Origin of the sequence: Halomonas sp. HK25 (genome assembly GCF_047795635.1) — a bacterium.
Lineage (GTDB): Bacteria > Pseudomonadota > Gammaproteobacteria > Pseudomonadales > Halomonadaceae > Halomonas.
In genome coordinates this window covers 656,547-674,241 of sequence record NZ_CP181044.1, presented here as the reverse complement: position 1 = coordinate 674,241, position 17,695 = coordinate 656,547, and the positions used below count along the sequence as shown (strand labels likewise).

The window sequence follows — 17,695 nt, the reverse complement described above, 5'->3', positions numbered from 1 at the left end:
TTAACGTATTCAGTGAGTAGAGATCGACGAGAACAGCTGGATGGTGACCACACCGGCCACGATCAGGCCGATGCCGATCACCGCCGGCAGGTCGGGACGCTGGCCATAGACCACCAGCCCCACAACGGCGACCAGCACGATGCCCAGACCCGCCCAGATGGCGTAGGCGATGCCCACCGGCATGGTGCGCAGTACCAGCGAGAGCATGTAGAAAGCCACCACATAGCCGACTACCACCAGCAGGCTGGGCCACAGGCGGGTGAAGCCTTCGGTAGCCTTGAGTGCGCTGGTGGCGATCACCTCGGCCACTATGGCCAGCGCCAGGTAGACGAAAGCCATCAGGCGTCATCTCCCCCCGGCACCAGGCCGGAATCATGGGGCAACTCGACCGCGAGCTTCCACAGCGTCTGACCGCTGGCGTGGTACTTCTGCTCGAAGGGAGTCAGGGGGTGGCCATTCGGCTCGTGTATGGCAACTTGCGCCTCACGGCCCGTGGCCATCAGCACGACCAGGGCGAACTCCTCCACGTAGAGCCGCCAGTTGGAGCGCAGCTCCAACCGACCTCCGAGGGCCAGGATCACCGGCAGTACCGGATGCCCCTGCCAGCGCATCTTGAGATGAGCCGCCTTGGGGTAGGGATTGGGATAGAGCAGATAGTGACGTACGGGCCGCCAGTCATCCGCCAGCGCCAGGCGCCAGAAGTCCACCAGGTCGGCACGCACCAACAGGGCGTTGTCGGGCAGCGAGCCGTGTTCACGACTCAGGCGGCTCTCGCTGCGATCCACGCCGATCACCGCATGGTCAGGGAAGCGTGCCGCCAGGCGGCGGGTCGAGAGTCCCACCCCACAGCCGGCATCCAGGATCAGCGGCATTCCCAGGCGGGCGGCGAGCCATGTCCCGGCCGACTCGAAGGCTGCCCGGGTATGCTCGGCCACCGGCTTACGCAGCGGGTGCTCCAGCGCACGCGCTACCCGCTTGGCCAGATCCTCGTGGGGACCTGACTGATTGGTGTCGATGGAACGGGAACTGGCATGCATCACGGCACCGCAGATCGAATGAGCGACGATTCTAGCAGCCTGTTCAAGGTGCCGAAATGCGAAAAGCCCCGCGCTCTTTCGAACGCGGGGCTTTTCTCTATAAGTGCCTGACGAGGACCCGGGCGGCGCTCCGCTACTCTCCATGGGGAGACGCCTAAAACGACGAAACCCCGAGCATCTGAATGCCCGGGGTTTTTTCGCTATAAGTGCCTGACGATGACCTACTCTCACATGGGGAGACCCCACACTACCATCGGCGCTGAGCGGTTTCACTGCTGAGTTCGGCATGGGATCAGGTGGTTCACGCACGCTATGGTCGTCAGGCGAAAAACGGTGAATCATGCTGACGTCGAGACGTCTCAATCGTATCCGCTGTCCTCTGTCATCGACAGACCACTTGGGTGTTATATGGTCAAGCCTCACGGGCCATTAGTACAGGTTAGCTCAACGCCTTGCAGCGCTTCCACACCCTGCCTATCAACCAGCTGGTCTCGCTGGGCCCTTCAGGAGGCTCAAGGCCTCAGGGAAGTCTCATCTTGAAGGGGGCTTCCCGCTTAGATGCTTTCAGCGGTTATCCTGTCCGCACATAGCTACCCGGCAATGCCACTGGCGTGACAACCGGAACACCAGAGGTGCGTCCACTCCGGTCCTCTCGTACTAGGAGCAGCTCTTCTCAAACTTCCAACGCCCACGGCAGATAGGGACCGAACTGTCTCACGACGTTCTAAACCCAGCTCGCGTACCACTTTAAATGGCGAACAGCCATACCCTTGGGACCGACTTCAGCCCCAGGATGTGATGAGCCGACATCGAGGTGCCAAACACCGCCGTCGATGTGAACTCTTGGGCGGTATCAGCCTGTTATCCCCGGAGTACCTTTTATCCGTTGAGCGATGGCCCTTCCATACAGAACCACCGGATCACTAGAACCTGCTTTCGCACCTGCTCGACGTGTCTGTCTCGCAGTCAAGCACCCTTATGCTCTTGCACTCACTGCACGATTTCCAACCGTGCTGAGGGTACCTTCGTGCTCCTCCGTTACGCTTTGGGAGGAGACCGCCCCAGTCAAACTACCCACCACACACGGTCCTCGATCCGGATAACGGACCTGAGTTAGAACGCCAATGATGCCAGGCTGGTATTTCAAGGTTGGCTCCACCCGAACTGGCGTCCGGGTTTCCTAGCCTCCCAGCTATCCTACACAAGCAACATCAGCGTCCAGTGTGAAGCTATAGTAAAGGTTCACGGGGTCTTTCCGTCTAGCCGCGGGTACACAGCATCTTCACTGCGATTTCAATTTCACTGAGTCTCGGGTGGAGACAGCGTGGCCATCATTACGCCATTCGTGCAGGTCGGAACTTACCCGACAAGGAATTTCGCTACCTTAGGACCGTTATAGTTACGGCCGCCGTTTACCGGGGCTTCGATCAGGAGCTTCGCTTGCGCTAACACCATCAATTAACCTTCCGGCACCGGGCAGGCGTCACACCCTATACGTCCGCTTGCGCGTTTGCAGAGTGCTGTGTTTTTAATAAACAGTTGCAGCCACCTGGTATCTTCGACCGCCTCGTGCTCGGGGAGCCAGTCCCTCTACACTAACGCGGCGTGCCTTCTCCCGAAGTTACGGCACCATTTTGCCTAGTTCCTTCACCCGAGTTCTCTCAAGCGCCTGGGTATTCTCTACCTGACCACCTGTGTCGGTTTGGGGTACGGTCCCACTGTATCTGAAGCTTAGAGGCTTTTCCTGGAAGCGTGGCATCGATGACTTCCTGACCGTGGTCAGTTCGTCTCGCGTCTCGGCCGTCTCAGTGAAGAGAGTGATCCGGATTTTCCTGAATCACTGGCCTACTCGCTTTCACCAGGACAACCAACGCCTGGCTCACCTAGCCTTCTTCGTCCCCCCATCGCAATACAGTGAGGTACGGGAATATTGACCCGTTTCCCATCGACTACGCCTTTCGGCCTCGCCTTAGGGGCCGACTCACTCTGCTCCGATTAGCGTCGAACAGAAACCCTTGGTCTTCCGGCGGGGGAGTTTTTCACTCCCCTTGTCGTTACTCATGTCAGCATTCGCACTCGTGATACCTCCAGCAGACTTCTCAATCCACCTTCATCGGCTTACACGACGCTCCTCTACCGCGTGCCTGCATCCTTAAGCCTACTCATCGTGATCCGCCCACCCGACTCAACGTTCGGGGAGCGCTTGAACGTCGCTTCGCGACGTTAATCGAATAGCCTTAAGTGATGCAGGCACACCCGTAGCTTCGGTACCTGGTTTGAGCCCCGTTACATCTTCCGCGCAGGCCGACTCGACTAGTGAGCTATTACGCTTTCTTTAAAGGATGGCTGCTTCTAAGCCAACCTCCTAGCTGTCTGAGCCTTCCCACATCGTTTCCCACTTAACCAGGATTTCGGGACCTTAGCTGACGGTCTGGGTTGTTTCCCTTTTCACAACGGACGTTAGCACCCGCTGTGTGTCTCCCACGCTGCACTCACCGGTATTCGGAGTTTGCCTCGGGTTGGTAAGTCGGGATGACCCCCTAGCCGAAACAGTGCTCTACCCCCGGTGGTGATACGTGAGGCGCTACCTAAATAGCTTTCGAGGAGAACCAGCTATCTCCGGGCTTGATTAGCCTTTCACTCCGATCCACAAGTCATCCAAATCTTTTTCAACAGATCCTGGTTCGGTCCTCCAGTTGATGTTACTCAACCTTCAACCTGCTCATGGATAGATCGCCCGGTTTCGGGTCTATTTCCAGCGACTGGTCGCCCAGTTAAGACTCGGTTTCCCTACGCCTCCCCTAATCGGTTAAGCTCGCCACTGAAAATAAGTCGCTGACCCATTATACAAAAGGTACGCGGTCACAGAACATGTCTGCTCCCACTGCTTGTACGCACACGGTTTCAGGATCTATTTCACTCCCCTCGCCGGGGTTCTTTTCGCCTTTCCCTCACGGTACTGGTTCACTATCGGTCAGCCAGGAGTATTTAGCCTTGGAGGATGGTCCCCCCATGTTCAGTCAGGGTTTCTCGTGCCCCGACCTACTCGATTTCACATGATCAGATTTTCGACTACGGGGCTATCACCCACTATGGCCGTGCTTCCCAGCACGTTCGTCTAATCAGTTACATGCTTAAGGGCTGGTCCCCGTTCGCTCGCCGCTACTGGGGGAATCTCGGTTGATTTCTTTTCCTCGGGGTACTTAGATGTTTCAGTTCCCCCGGTTCGCCTCCCAACACCTATGGATTCAGTGTGGGATACCCTGCTGATGCAGGGTGGGTTTCCCCATTCAGAGATGCCCGGGTCGCAGGTCGTTTGCCACCTCGCCGAGCCTTATCGCAGGCTACCACGTCTTTCATCGCCTCTGGCTGCCTAGGCATCCACCGTGTGCGCTTCATCGCTTGACCATATAACCCCAAGGGGTCTGATCTGCGATGACAGTTTGACAATTGCCGGATACGCTTGAAACATATCTCGTGTTCTTTCCTTGCGGAAAGAACGTTTGTCAGCATGATTCACATTGTTAAAGAGCAGTTAAAGCTGGAAGCTTTAAGCTGGAAGCTGGAAGCTGGAAGAGCTGCCCGCCGCGTGGCAGGTGTCTCGTTCAGCGCCTAGCTTAAGGCTTACGCTTTGTTGTCGACTGTTGTGGCCTTACTTCACGCTTCAGGCTTTCAGCTTCAAGCTTGAGAGTGGTGGAGCCTAGCGGGATCGAACCGCTGACCTCCTGCGTGCAAGGCAGGCGCTCTCCCAGCTGAGCTAAGGCCCCGCTAAATGGTGGGTCTGGGCAGATTTGAACTGCCGACCTCACCCTTATCAGGGGTGCGCTCTAACCAACTGAGCTACAGACCCGGCTTCCAACCACTGGGCCGTTGACCCAAACAGTCTTTTGCTCTGGTCGATCAGGTAATTCATTGTGAGCACTTGCCGCGTGTCGGCGACGTCGTCGTTAAGGAGGTGATCCAGCCGCAGGTTCCCCTACGGCTACCTTGTTACGACTTCACCCCAGTCATGAACCACACCGTGGTGATCGCTCCCCCGAGGGTTAAGCTAACCACTTCTGGTGCAGTCCACTCCCATGGTGTGACGGGCGGTGTGTACAAGGCCCGGGAACGTATTCACCGTGACATTCTGATTCACGATTACTAGCGATTCCGACTTCACGGAGTCGAGTTGCAGACTCCGATCCGGACTGAGACCGGCTTTTCGGGATTAGCTCCACCTCGCGGCTTCGCAACCCTTTGTACCGGCCATTGTAGCACGTGTGTAGCCCTACCCGTAAGGGCCATGATGACTTGACGTCGTCCCCACCTTCCTCCGGTTTGTCACCGGCAGTCTCCTTAGAGTTCCCGGCATGACCCGCTGGCAAATAAGGACAAGGGTTGCGCTCGTTACGGGACTTAACCCAACATTTCACAACACGAGCTGACGACAGCCATGCAGCACCTGTCTATGCGCTCCCGAAGGCACCCAGGTATCTCTACCAAGTTCGCACGATGTCAAGGGTAGGTAAGGTTCTTCGCGTTGCATCGAATTAAACCACATGCTCCACCGCTTGTGCGGGCCCCCGTCAATTCATTTGAGTTTTAACCTTGCGGCCGTACTCCCCAGGCGGTCGACTTATCGCGTTAACTGCGCCACAAAGGTCTCAAGGACCCCAACGGCTAGTCGACATCGTTTACGGCGTGGACTACCAGGGTATCTAATCCTGTTTGCTACCCACGCTTTCGCACCTCAGCGTCAGTGTCAGTCCAGAAGGCCGCCTTCGCCACTGGTATTCCTCCCGATCTCTACGCATTTCACCGCTACACCGGGAATTCTACCTTCCTCTCCTGCACTCTAGCCTGACAGTTCCGGATGCCGTTCCCAGGTTGAGCCCGGGGCTTTCACAACCGGCTTATCAGACCGCCTACGCGCGCTTTACGCCCAGTAATTCCGATTAACGCTCGCACCCTCCGTATTACCGCGGCTGCTGGCACGGAGTTAGCCGGTGCTTCTTCTGTGGGTGATGTCCTTCCTCGAGGGTATTGGCCCCAAGGCTTTCTTCCCCACTGAAAGTGCTTTACAACCCGAAGGCCTTCTTCACACACGCGGCATGGCTGGATCAGGCTTGCGCCCATTGTCCAATATTCCCCACTGCTGCCTCCCGTAGGAGTTCGGGCCGTGTCTCAGTCCCGATGTGGCTGATCATCCTCTCAGACCAGCTACGGATCGTCGCCTTGGTGAGCCATTACCTCACCAACCAGCTAATCCGGCATAGGCTCATCCGATAGCGCAAGGTCCCCATTCCGAAGAACACGGATCCCCTGCTTTCTCCCGTAGGACGTATGCGGTATTAGCCTGGGTTTCCCCAGGTTATCCCCCACTACCGGGCAGATTCCTATGCATTACTCACCCGTCCGCCGCTCGTCAGCATCCAGCAAGCTGGACCTGTTACCGCTCGACTTGCATGTGTTAGGCCTGCCGCCAGCGTTCAATCTGAGCCATGATCAAACTCTTCAGTTTACGATCATATAGTCCTTACCCTTCAAGGAAGGAAGCGGACCAAACTTGGCTCAAGGGTCAAACGTTCTCAAAAAGCTCCGAGGAGCTTTGACGAGTCGCTTGCCTTGATGTTTCAGTGACTGGTCACCGACACATCGACAAGCGCCCACATGAATTACCTGATCGATTGTTAAAGAGCGGCTCCGGACTCTCAGAGAGCGGAGCGTCTCGCTTGCTGTCGTGACGTGAGCCTCAGCTCCCGTCTCGCCAGCGCCCTGCGAGGAAGGCGTATTCTACCGATTCGCCTCAGCGTGTCAAGCGGCGGTTGGCGGTGCCTAGCACCCCGTCCTGAGTCCCGCTGACCGCCTCACCCGGCGTAACCAAGGTGACGGCGTATCGAGTGGGCGCATTCTACCGAATCCGCGGTGAGTGTCAAGCGAGCGATCCTCCGAACCTTCCGAAAAACCTCAAGCAGAACAACCACTTCTTCCACTTATCACCGCCGGTAACGTTGCCCGTTGCCGGCAGCGGATGCGTACTTTACGGTTTTCCCCGACGCCCCGCAAGCCCTTCGTGTCAAAAAGTTTCAGCGCCGTGACAGAAAGGCGACAAGCGCATCCACAGGGCCTGCGCGGCGAGCGGCTGTGGATAGGTGAACGTGCAGGGGAGAGGCCGCCGCGGGACCAGGCAGAAACCGCAGCGCCCGCTCCAAGGCAGGCGCTGACGCAATGCAACGAAGGCGCTCAGCCAGCCGGCGGCGCCTGCTTCATCTTGCGCATCACGGCCATCACCGGGCCGGAGGCCACATAGGCACCGAACAGCAGCAGCAGCATCACCGAGGGCTGCATCGATATCACCACGAAGCCGAGCACGATGGCCAGCAGCACCACGAAGGGCACCGGCCCCTTGAGGTCGATATCCTTGAAGCTGTAGTAGCGGATATTGCTGACCATCAGCACACCTGCCGCCGCAACGATCACCAGCATCAGCAGCTTGAAGCCGAAGGCCTCGGCATCGAAGCTGTGGAAGGTCCAGATGCTGGCCGCCACCAGCGCCGCCGCCGAGGGACTGGGCAGGCCGATGAACCACTTCTTGTCGACGCTGCCGATCTGCACGTTGAAGCGCGCCAGGCGCAGCGCGGCACAGGCCACGTAGAGGAAGGCCACCACCCAGCCGGTCTTGCCGATATCCTGGAGAATCCAGGTAAAGGCAACCAGCGCCGGTGCCGCGCCGAAGGAGAGCATGTCCGCAAGGCTGTCGTACTCGGCGCCGAAGGCGCTCTGAGTATTGGTCATGCGCGCCACCCGACCATCCAGGCCATCGAGCACCATGGCGATGAAGATCGCTACCGCGGCGGCGGTGAAGTCGCCGTTGATGCCGGCCACGATCGAGAAGAAGCCCGCAAAGAGCGCCGAGGTAGTGAAGAGGTTGGGCAGCAGGTAGATCCCCTTGCGGCGGACCTTCTTGCCATCCTCCACCGCCTCCTCGATCACCTCGGCCTCGCGCACGAAGGCCGCGGCCAGATCTTCCTCGACAGGGGGCACCCCCTCGGGGGACGCCTTGCCGTCCGACTCGGCATCCGGCCGGGCGGGGTCACGATCGGTAGTGCGGGAATCCTGACTCATGCGTGTTGTCCGTTGCCAAAATGAAATCGCCCGAAGGGCGCACCTTCATTCTACACGCCCACCGCGCCCCCACAACGCCGCGCACTGCCTCACCCCACAATGGAAAAGGGCGCGGAAGTCCGCGCCCTTTTCCTGTCCTGCGACCGATCGGGAATCAGTTCTTGGACTTGTCCACCAGCTGGTTGGCGGCGATCCACGGCATCATGCCGCGCAGTTTGCCCCCCACGATCTCGATGTCGTGCTCGGCGTTCAGGCGACGGCGGGCCGTCATCGACGGATAGTTGCTGTTGCCTTCCTGGATGAACATCTTGGCGTACTCGCCGGTCTGGATGCGCTTCAGCGCGTTGCGCATCGCCTCGCGAGACTGCTCGTTGATCACCTCGGTGCCGGTCACGTACTCGCCATACTCCGCATTGTTGGAGATGGAGTAGTTCATGTTGGCGATGCCGCCCTCGTACATCAGGTCGACGATCAGCTTGAGCTCGTGCAGACACTCGAAGTAGGCCATCTCCGGGGCATAGCCTGCCTCGGTCAGGGTCTCGAAGCCGGCCTTGACCAGTTCCACGGCGCCGCCGCACAGCACGGCCTGCTCGCCGAAGAGGTCGGTCTCGGTCTCGTCCTTGAAGGTGGTCTCGATGATGCCGCTGCGGCCACCGCCGACGCCGGCGGCGTAGGAGAGCGCGAGTTCCTTGGCACTGCCGGATGCATCCTGATGGATGGCGATCAGGTCGGGGATGCCGCCACCCTTGACGAACTCGGAGCGCACGGTGTGACCCGGGGCCTTGGGCGCGATCATGATCACATCCAGGTCCTTGCGCGGCTCGATCTGGTTGTAGTGGATATTGAAGCCGTGGGCGAAGGCCAGGGTGGCGCCCTGCTTCAGGTTCGGCTCGACCTCGTTCTCGTAGATCGCCTTCTGGTTCTCGTCCGGGGCCAGGAGCATCACCACGTCGGCGCTCTTGCAGGCCTCGGGCACGCTGGCGACCTTGAGGCCGGCGGCCTCGGCCTTGGCAGCGGAGGAGGAGCCGGCGCGAAGGGCGACGGTGACGTCGACACCGGACTCCTTCAGGTTGTTGGCGTGGGCGTGGCCCTGGGAACCGTAGCCCACGATGGTGACCTTCTTGCCCTGGATGAGGGAGAGATCGCAATCCTTATCATAGTAAACGTGCATGGTAGAGCTCCTGGAACGTTGATAGAGGTGGGTGTCAGCGCTGATGGCCACCCGTCCCGTCTGGCACGGGGCTGGGTTCGCGGCATCCGATGCAGCCACCATACGCTAGGCCCCCCATTGCGTAAAACGCTATATTTGCAACGTGACATGTCAGATCATGCAATACTCACCCCATGGACATGCGCCCCCTCAAACACTTCCTGACGCTGGCGGATAGCCTGCACTTCGGCCGCGCCAGCGAGGCCTGCCACGTCAGCCCCTCGACCCTCTCCCGCACCATTCGCCAGCTCGAGGAGAACCTGGGCGTCTCGCTCTTCGAGCGCGACAACCGTCACGTGGCCCTGACCCGCCAGGGTGAGACCTTCCAGGCCTACGCCCGGGAAGCCCTCGAGCAGTGGGAGCAGCTGCGCCTGTCGCTGCAGAGCGAGGCGCTCCGACTCACCGGGGAGATCAGCGTCTACTGCTCGGTGACCGCCAGCTACAGCTTCCTCTATTCGCTGCTCAGCGAGTTTCGCACCCACCACCCCGGCATCGAACTCAAGCTGCATACCGGCGACCCCGCCGAGGCCATGGCCCGAGTCCTGGCCGGCGAGGAGGACATGGCGATCACCCCCCGCCCGCGGCGCACCCCCGAGGCGCTGGCCTTCAAGTCGCTGACCCGCGCCCCCCTGGTCTTCATCGCCCCCCGTGAGTCAGCCGCCTGGATTCCCTCCACCCCGGAGTCGCCCAGCGCCGAGCAGTGGCGCGAGGTGCCGATGATTCTCTCCGAGGCCGGCCTGTCCCGGGAGTTCGCCGACACCTGGTTCCGGGCGCTGGGGGTGGTGCCGAGGATCTACGCCCAGGTGGCGGGCCACGAGGCGATCGTCAGCATGGTGGGACTGGGCTTCGGCATCGGCGTGGTGCCGAAGATCGTGCTCGACAACAGCCCGCTCCAGGAGCGGGTGCGGGTGCTGCCGGTGAAGCCGGAGCTGCCCCACTACGATGTGGGCCTCTGCGTGCTGGAGCGACGCCTGAGGAGCCCGCTGATCCGCGCGCTATGGGATGAGGTGGTGGAGCATTAAGACAGAAGGCCGCCCCGAGGGGCGGCCTTTGCGGTCTGGCCGTTGACTGACCTACAGAGACAGGACCTTGTCCCCGCGGGCGATACCGGAGACACCGGTACGCGCCACCTCCAGGATACCCACCGGCGCCATGGCCTGCAGGAAGGCGTCCAGCTTGCCGGCATCACCGGTGATCTGCACGGTATAGAGGTTAGGCGTCACATCGACCACCTGGGCGCGGAAGATGTCCACGGTGCGCTTCACCTCATCGCGAGCCGCCCCCAGCGCCTTGACCTTCACCAGCATCAGCTCGCGCTCGATGTGGTTGCCCTCGGTGAGGTCGACCAGCTTGACCACGTCGATCAGCTTGTTGAGATGCTTGGTGATCTGCTCGATCACCCGGTCGTCACCAACGGTGGTCACGGTCAGGCGCGACAGGGTCTCGTCCTCGGTGGGCGCCACATTCAGCGTCTCGATGTTGAAGTTGCGCTGCGAGAAGAGCCCAACCACGCGAGACAGGGCGCCCGGTTCGTTTTCCATCAGAATCGAGATGATATGGCGCATCAGGTCCGCTCCGTCTTGGAAAGCAGCATGTCACGCATGGCGCCCAGGGGCACCTGCATCGGATAGACGTGCTCGTGCGGGTCGACCGCAACGTCGAGGAACACCAGTTCGTGCTTGTCGGCCAGGAACCGCTCCAGTGCCGGCTCAAGCTCGTCGAGGGTCTCGACCTTCAGGGCGGTGAAGCCATAGGACTCGATCAGCTTCTGGAAATCGGGCAGCGACTCCATGTAGGAGTGGGCATGGCGGGACTTGTAGTTGAGGTCCTGCCACTGTCGCACCATCCCCAGCGAGCCGTTGTTCAGGTTGATGATCTTCACCCCCACCCCATACTGCTTACAGGTGGAGAGCTCCTGCATCATCATCTGGAAGCTGCCTTCTCCGGTCACGCAGACCACCTGCTCGTCCGGGAAGTTCTGCTTGATGCCCATGGCCGCCGGGAATCCGAAGCCCATGGTGCCCAGCCCGCCGGAGGTGATGAAGCGGTTGGGCTTGTCGAACTTGTAGTACTGGGCCGCGAACATCTGGTGCTGGCCTACATCGGTGGTGACATAGGCCTCGCCGCGGGTCAACCGGCACAGTGCCTCGACCACCTCCTGGGGCTTGATCTTCTCGCCGGATCCTGAGGGCTCGTAGAGCTTGCCGACACGCTCTTCGCGCCAGCCATCGATCTTCTGCCACCACTCGGCCAGGGCCTCGGGGTTGGCGATCTCCTTGCCCTGCACCAGGCTGATCATCTCGCTGATCACGCTGCCCGCCGGCCCGACGATGGGCACGTCGGCGCGCACCGTCTTGGAGACGGAGCTCGGATCGACATCCACATGAATGATCTTGGCCGTGGGGCAGAACTTGGAGGTGTTGTTGGTGACGCGATCGTCGAAGCGCGCACCGATGGCGATGATCAGGTCGGCATGGTGCATCGCCATATTGGACTCATAGGAGCCATGCATGCCCAGCCAGCCCAGGCACTGACGGTCGCCCTGGGGGTAGGAGCCGATGCCCATCAGGGTGGTGGTGATGGGGTAGCCCAGCCGCTTGACCAGATCGGTGAGTCCCTCGCTGGCCCGCCCGGTGACCACGCCGCCGCCGGTGTAGAACACCGGCCGCTTGGCCTTGAGCATCATCTCCACGGCCTTCTTGATCTGGCCGGTATGCCCGCGGGTGACCGGGTTGTACGAGCGCATCTTGACCTTCTTCGGGTAGACGTACTCGTAGCGCTCGGTGGGGGCCGTCATGTCCTTGGGAATGTCCACCACTACCGGGCCAGGACGGCCGGTCGCGGCCAGGTAGAAGGCCTTCTTGAGGACTTCCGGAATCTCGCTCGGGTGCCTGATCGAGAAGCTGTGCTTCACGATGGGACGGGTCACGCCGATGATGTCGGTCTCCTGGAAGGCGTCGTCGCCGATCAGGTGGCTCATCACCTGGCCGCACAGCACCACCATGGGAATAGAATCCATGTAGGCGGTGGCGATACCGGTGACGGCGTTGGTGGCACCTGGACCGGAGGTCACCAGCACCACGCCCGGCTTGCCCGAGGCGCGCGCATAGCCGTCGGCGGCGTGAGTGGCGGCCTGTTCGTGGCGTACCAGGATATGCTTGACCTTGTCCTGACGGAACAGGGCGTCGTAGATATGCAGCGCCGCCCCGCCTGGATAGCCATAGATGTATTCGATGCCCTCATCCTGAAGGAAGCGGGCGATCATGTCCGCGCCGGAAAGCAGTTCCACGTTGTGTTTCTCCCCTGGAGGTCTCGAGTGCGATCCGCGCCCATGTCGGGCGCGGGGTCGAGTGCGGCGATATGCCGCTGCCGGACGCGCCGGCACCTGATGCCAAACCCTGGCAGTTAAAGACCCTGTTAGGGCCTGCACTCTCATTCGGGAACGCTGATTTATTACGACATAAACCTGCGGTTCCCTTCACGGCGGATCGCCGCGTCGGGGCGTTGGCCGAGCCGGGCGGTTGGCCCGCACTCGGAAGTCCTTCGGCGGGTAGAGGCACCTTGGCCTACCCTTCGCGCGGGGATGGGGGGTTGCCCGCAGAGTTCCGCGCCCGCAAATCAGGAAGCGCCAAGATTCCATTAGCGACGCAACGGTGTCAACCGCGGAAAATGCGTGGGCCCTTCTCCCGGGGACAGATGGCTGCAACCGGTGGCCGCCATAAAAGAACCCGCCGGGTGGGACACCGGGCGGGCAAGGGGGTTACAGGACGCAACCTGGAATAAGTGTAGACCGTCGCTGGGCACATACCCGGGCGACTGCGTAACGCTTTGTTCGCCTCAGCTCTGGAACACCAGCTGGCTGCCCTCCGCCTCCACGTGGATGACCTCCCCCGGCAGGAACTTGCCGGCCAGCAGGTCCTGGGCCAGGGGGTTCTCGATGCGGCTCTGGATCGCCCGCTTCAGCGGTCGCGCCCCAAAGACCGGATCGAAACCCACCACGGCGAGCTGGGCCATGGCCGCATCGCTGACCTCGAGACCGAGGCCGTGCTCGGCCAGCCGCGCGCGCAGGCGCTCGAGCTGGATGGCGGCAATGGCCTGGATCTGTTCCTGCCCCAGGGCGTGGAACACCACCACCTCATCGATGCGGTTGATCAGCTCGGGCCGGAAGTGGGTACCCACCACTTCCATGACCATCGCCTTCATCTGCTCATAGTCGGCGTCGTCGCCGCCCAGGCGCTGGATGATCTCCGAGCCCAGGTTGGAGGTCATCACGATCACGGTATTGCGGAAGTCCACCGTGCGGCCCTGGCCATCGGTGAGGCGGCCGTCCTCGAGCACCTGCAGCAGGATGTTGAAGACGTCCGGGTGGGCCTTCTCCACCTCGTCGAGCAGCAGCACCGAGTAGGGCTTGCGGCGCACTGCCTCGGTCAGATAGCCCCCTTCCTCGTAGCCCACATAGCCGGGAGGCGCGCCGATCAGCCGTGCCACGGAGTGCTTCTCCATGAACTCCGACATGTCGATGCGCACCATGGCCTCCTCGGTATCGAAGAGGAAACCGGCCAGCGACTTGCACAGCTCCGTCTTGCCGACCCCGGTCGGGCCCAGGAACAGGAAAGAGCCGTTGGGCCGGTTGGGATCGGCCAGGCCGGCCCGGGAGCGGCGTACGGCGTTGGCCACGGCGGTCACCGCCTCCTCCTGGCCGATCACCCGCTCGTGCAGCGCTTCCTCCATGCGCAGCAACTTGTCGCGCTCGCCCTCGAGCATCTTGGCCACCGGGATGCCGGTCCAGCGCGAAACCACCTCGGCGATCTCCTCCTCGGTGACATTGGAGCGCAGCAGTTGGTGCTTGGAGGTGTCGGCCTCGCCCTCCCCGGCCTCACTGATCTTCTTCTCGAGCCCGGGGATCACGCCGTACTGGATCTCGGACATCCGCGCCAGGTCACCCTGGCGGCGCGCCTGCTCCAGCTCCACCCGGGCGCGCTCGAGCTCGTCCTTGAACTGGGCGGCCCCCTGGATGCTGGCCTTCTCGGCCTTCCAGATCTCGTCGAGGTCGGCGTACTCGCGGGCCAGTTCCTCGATCTGCTCCTCGAGATTCTCCAGGCGCTTCTTCGACGCCTCGTCGGTCTCCTTCCTGAGGTGTTCACGCTCCATCTTCAGCTGGATCAGCCGGCGATCGAGGCGATCCATCTCCTCGGGCTTGGAGTCGAGCTCCATGCGGATCCGCGAGGAGGCCTCGTCGACCAGGTCGATGGCCTTGTCGGGCAGCTGGCGGTCGGTGATGTAGCGCGCCGACAGCTTGGCCGCGGCGATGATGGCGCCGTCGGTGATGTCCACGCCGTGGTGCACCTCGTAGCGCTCCTTGAGGCCGCGCAGGATCGCCACGGTGTCCTCCTCGCTGGGCTCGTCCACCAGCACCTTCTGGAAGCGGCGCTCCAGGGCGGCGTCCTTCTCGATGTACTTGCGATACTCATCCAGGGTGGTAGCGCCCACGCAGTGCAGCTCGCCGCGAGCCAGCGCTGGCTTGAGCATATTGCCGGCGTCCATGGCGCCCTCGGCCTTGCCGGCGCCCACCATGGTGTGCAGTTCATCGATGAACAGGATCACCCGGCCCTCCTCCTGGGCCAGTTCGTTCAATACCGACTTGAGACGCTCCTCGAACTCGCCACGGAACTTGGCCCCGGCCAGTAGCGACCCCATGTCCAGCGAGAGCACGCGCTTGTCCTTGAGGCCCTCGGGCACCTCACCGTCGACGATGCGCTGGGCCAACCCCTCGACGATGGCGGTCTTGCCCACGCCGGGCTCGCCGATCAGCACCGGGTTGTTCTTGGTGCGCCGCTGCAGCACCTGGATGGTACGGCGGATCTCATCGTCGCGGCCGATCACCGGGTCGAGCTTTCCACTGGCGGCGCGCTCGTTGAGATCCAGAGTGTACTTCTCCAGCGCCTCGCGCTGCTCCTCGGCGTTGGGGTCATCGACCTTGGTGCCGCCGCGCACCCCCTCGATGGCGGTCTCCAGAGACTTGCGCGAGAGCCCTGTCTGGGTGAGCAGCCGGCTTACCGCATGCCCCATTTCCAGGGCAGCCAGCAGCACCAGTTCGCTGGCAATGAACTGGTCGCCACGCTTCTGGGCTTCACGGTCGGTCAGGTTGAACAGCTTGATCAGGTCGCGAGAGGGCTGCACCTCACCGTCGAAGTGGGCGACCTTGGGCAGATCATCGAGGTGCCCCACCAGGCCATCGCGCAGCCGGGCGGCATCGCCGCCGGCCTTCTCCACCAGCGCCTTGACGCCGGTATCGCGGGCGTCAAGCAGCGCCAGCAGCAGGTGGCCGGGCTCCAACTGGTTGTGCCCGCGGCCCACGGCCAAGGACTGGGCATCGGCCACGGCGTTCTGCAGCTTGGCGGTAAATTTGTCGAAACGCATGAAACTTTCCTCCATCGGGGTGGCGGCGCGCTTGGACGCGACGCTTGGCCCTGTCAATTCGTCTTGACACACTCAATGGAGTCAGGCTGGCCCGGTTTCAAGTCGGCCGCCAGGGGAAGGCCGCGTCGAGTTGACGCGGATCAAGCGGACGCGTCAGCGCAGCCAGATCACGCTGGCCATGCGGCCGGTCCGGCCATCGTCGCGGCGGTGGGAGTAGAAGCGCGGCTCGCAGGCGGTGCAGAAATGGCCGCCGCTGATGTGCGACACGCCCAGGCGCTCGAGTCGCAGGCGCGCCAGGCGATAGAGGTCCGCCATGAAGTGGCCCAGGCGGTAGGGGCTGGGGTCGAAGGCCTCGGTGGCCTCGGGGTGCACTCCGACGAAGGCGTGATAGACCTCGGGCCCCACCTCGAACTGGGCGTTGGAGATCGCCGGCCCCAGCCAGGCCAGTTGCTCTTCCGGCGGCACGCCAAGAGCGGCCACCGTGGCCTCCAGCACGCCGCCTGCCAGCCCCCGCCAGCCGGCGTGGGCCACTGCCACCCGAGTCCCGCGGTAGTCGCTGAAGAACACCGGGAGGCAGTCGGCAGTGAGCACCACGCAGGCGTAGTCGCGATTGACCGCCACCGCGGCATCGGCCTCTGGCGACGCCGGGTCGAAGTGCTGCTGTACTCGCGCGCCATGCGCCTGATCGAGCCACAGCAGCGGCCGCTCCTCGTCGACCTGCTTCTGCAGCAGCCGGCGGCAGAGCTCCACGTGGTCGGCGTTGTCGCCCACGTGGTCCGCCGGGTTGAAGCAGGCGAAGTCGCCCTGGCTGGGACCGGTTTCCCGGGTGGTGACGAAGGCGCCCACTGAGGTGGGCACCGGCCAGTCCGGCAGGATCAGGGAAGGCCGCAGGTCGGGGGCATCGCTCATCGGCAGATCCTCGGCGAAGACGGGTCAGCGCATCGTCTCGTGGTCGTGGCGCAGGTAGTCCAGCAGCATCAGGATGTCATCCGGCAGCGGCGAGCGAAAGGTCACCGTCTCGCCGCTGCCGGGATGCACGAAGGCCAGCTTGCGGGCGTGCAGCGCCTGGCGGGGGAATTCGCGCAGGATCTCCTTGAGAGGCTCGGCGGCGCCGGGCGGCAGTTTCAGTCGACCGCCGTAGACCGGGTCACCCACCAGCGGGTAGCGCAGGTGCGCCAGGTGCACGCGGATCTGGTGAGTGCGCCCGGTCTCCAGCCGACAGCGCACATGAGTATGGGCGCGGAAGCGCTCCACCACACGGTAGTGGGTCACCGCCGGCTTGCCGGAAGCCGTCACCGCCTGGCGCTTGCGATCCTTGGGATGGCGGCCGATAGGCGCGTCCACCTTGCCGCCGGAGGTCATCACCCCCACGCAGACCGCGTCGTACTCGCGGGAGGCCGTGCGCGCCTGCAGTTGCGCCACCAGGGCCGCCTGGGAAGCCAGGGTCTTGGCCACCACCATCAGGCCGGTAGTGTCCTTGTCCAGGCGGTGCACGATGCCGGCACGCGGCACGCCGGCAAGCCGGGGGCAGTGGTGCAGCAGCGCATTGAGCAGGGTGCCGTCCGGATTGCCCGCTGCCGGATGGACCACCAGGCCGGCCGGCTTGTCGATGACCAGTACGCCGTCATCCTCGTGGACCACGTCGAGGGGAATGTCCTCGGGCGCGAAGCGGGTGTCCTCCTCGATCTCGGTGGCGAGGCGCAGCCACTCCCCGCCGTAGACCTTGTCCCGTGGCCTGGCGGGACTTCCATCCAGAGTGAGATCGCCGGCCTTGATCCAGGCCTTGAGGCGCTCGCGGGAGTAATCGGCGAACAGTTCGGCGGCGGCCTGGTCGAGGCGCAGGCCAGCCATGGCATCGGGAATGCGTTGCTGGGCTTCCAGGGTCTGGGGCATGGTCGATTGGCTGCCAGTCAGCAGGATT

General features: G+C 62.4%; 10 protein-coding genes, 2 tRNA genes and 3 rRNA genes. 1 reads left to right on the top strand and 14 read right to left on the bottom strand.

Going from position 1 to position 17,695, the window contains the following annotated elements:
- Positions 1–9: 9 nt before the first annotated feature.
- The 9 genes from ACM26W_RS03260 to ilvC form a co-directional block, all read right to left on the bottom strand.
- Positions 10–342, bottom strand: a complete 333-nt coding sequence (locus ACM26W_RS03260; RefSeq protein WP_416140804.1) for a DMT family transporter — start codon at positions 340–342, stop codon at positions 10–12.
- Positions 339–1,037, bottom strand: a complete 699-nt coding sequence (gene trmB / locus ACM26W_RS03255; protein ID WP_416139438.1) for a tRNA (guanine(46)-N(7))-methyltransferase TrmB — start codon at positions 1,035–1,037, stop codon at positions 339–341. The genes ACM26W_RS03260 and trmB overlap by 4 nt, the downstream gene beginning before the upstream one ends.
- 208 nt (positions 1,038–1,245) lie before the next feature.
- Positions 1,246–1,361 (bottom strand): 5S ribosomal RNA (gene rrf, locus ACM26W_RS03250).
- Between the two features lie 84 nt (positions 1,362–1,445).
- Positions 1,446–4,445, bottom strand: a 23S ribosomal RNA gene (locus tag ACM26W_RS03245).
- A gap of 283 nt (positions 4,446–4,728) precedes the next feature.
- A tRNA-Ala gene (locus tag ACM26W_RS03240) sits at positions 4,729–4,804 on the bottom strand.
- A gap of 6 nt (positions 4,805–4,810) precedes the next feature.
- Positions 4,811–4,887: transfer RNA gene (locus ACM26W_RS03235), tRNA-Ile, on the bottom strand.
- A 98-nt stretch (positions 4,888–4,985) separates the two neighbouring features.
- Positions 4,986–6,540, bottom strand: a 16S ribosomal RNA gene (locus ACM26W_RS03230).
- Together the 16S, 23S and 5S rRNA genes with 2 tRNA genes alongside form the textbook arrangement of a ribosomal RNA operon.
- A gap of 722 nt (positions 6,541–7,262) precedes the next feature.
- Positions 7,263–8,144, bottom strand: a complete 882-nt coding sequence (gene pssA, locus ACM26W_RS03225; protein WP_416139437.1) for a CDP-diacylglycerol--serine O-phosphatidyltransferase — start codon at positions 8,142–8,144, stop codon at positions 7,263–7,265.
- Positions 8,145–8,298: 154 nt separating this feature from the next.
- Complete coding sequence (gene ilvC / locus ACM26W_RS03220) at positions 8,299–9,315, bottom strand: ketol-acid reductoisomerase (protein ID WP_416139436.1); 1,017 nt, start codon at positions 9,313–9,315, stop codon at positions 8,299–8,301.
- Between the two features lie 173 nt (positions 9,316–9,488).
- Between ilvC and ilvY the strand changes: the two genes are divergently transcribed.
- On the top strand, positions 9,489–10,376 hold the full coding sequence (gene ilvY / locus ACM26W_RS03215; RefSeq protein WP_416139435.1) for an HTH-type transcriptional activator IlvY: 888 nt from the start codon (positions 9,489–9,491) through the stop codon (positions 10,374–10,376).
- Positions 10,377–10,427: 51 nt separating this feature from the next.
- Here the strand turns inward: ilvY and ilvN are convergent, their stop codons facing one another.
- The 5 genes from ilvN to rluD all read right to left on the bottom strand — a co-directional run bounded on the left by ilvN (position 10,428) and on the right by rluD (position 17,667).
- The gene (gene ilvN, locus ACM26W_RS03210; protein ID WP_416139434.1) at positions 10,428–10,919 is read right to left on the bottom strand and encodes an acetolactate synthase small subunit; all 492 of its coding nucleotides are present in this window, start codon (positions 10,917–10,919) and stop codon (positions 10,428–10,430) included.
- Positions 10,919–12,643 (bottom strand): acetolactate synthase 3 large subunit, encoded by a 1,725-nt coding sequence (locus tag ACM26W_RS03205; RefSeq protein WP_416139433.1) that lies wholly within the window; start codon positions 12,641–12,643, stop codon positions 10,919–10,921. Before ACM26W_RS03205 ends, ilvN begins: the two co-directional genes overlap by 1 nt.
- A gap of 548 nt (positions 12,644–13,191) precedes the next feature.
- Positions 13,192–15,774 (bottom strand): ATP-dependent chaperone ClpB, encoded by a 2,583-nt coding sequence (gene clpB, locus ACM26W_RS03200; protein WP_416139432.1) that lies wholly within the window; start codon positions 15,772–15,774, stop codon positions 13,192–13,194.
- A 153-nt stretch (positions 15,775–15,927) separates the two neighbouring features.
- Positions 15,928–16,683 (bottom strand): peptidoglycan editing factor PgeF, encoded by a 756-nt coding sequence (pgeF, locus tag ACM26W_RS03195; RefSeq protein WP_416139431.1) that lies wholly within the window; start codon positions 16,681–16,683, stop codon positions 15,928–15,930.
- Between the two features lie 24 nt (positions 16,684–16,707).
- Positions 16,708–17,667 carry a 23S rRNA pseudouridine(1911/1915/1917) synthase RluD gene (gene rluD / locus ACM26W_RS03190; protein ID WP_416139430.1) on the bottom strand — a complete coding sequence of 320 codons (960 nt, stop codon included), beginning with the start codon at positions 17,665–17,667 and terminating at the stop codon, positions 16,708–16,710.
- Between the last annotated feature and the right edge of the window lie 28 nt (positions 17,668–17,695).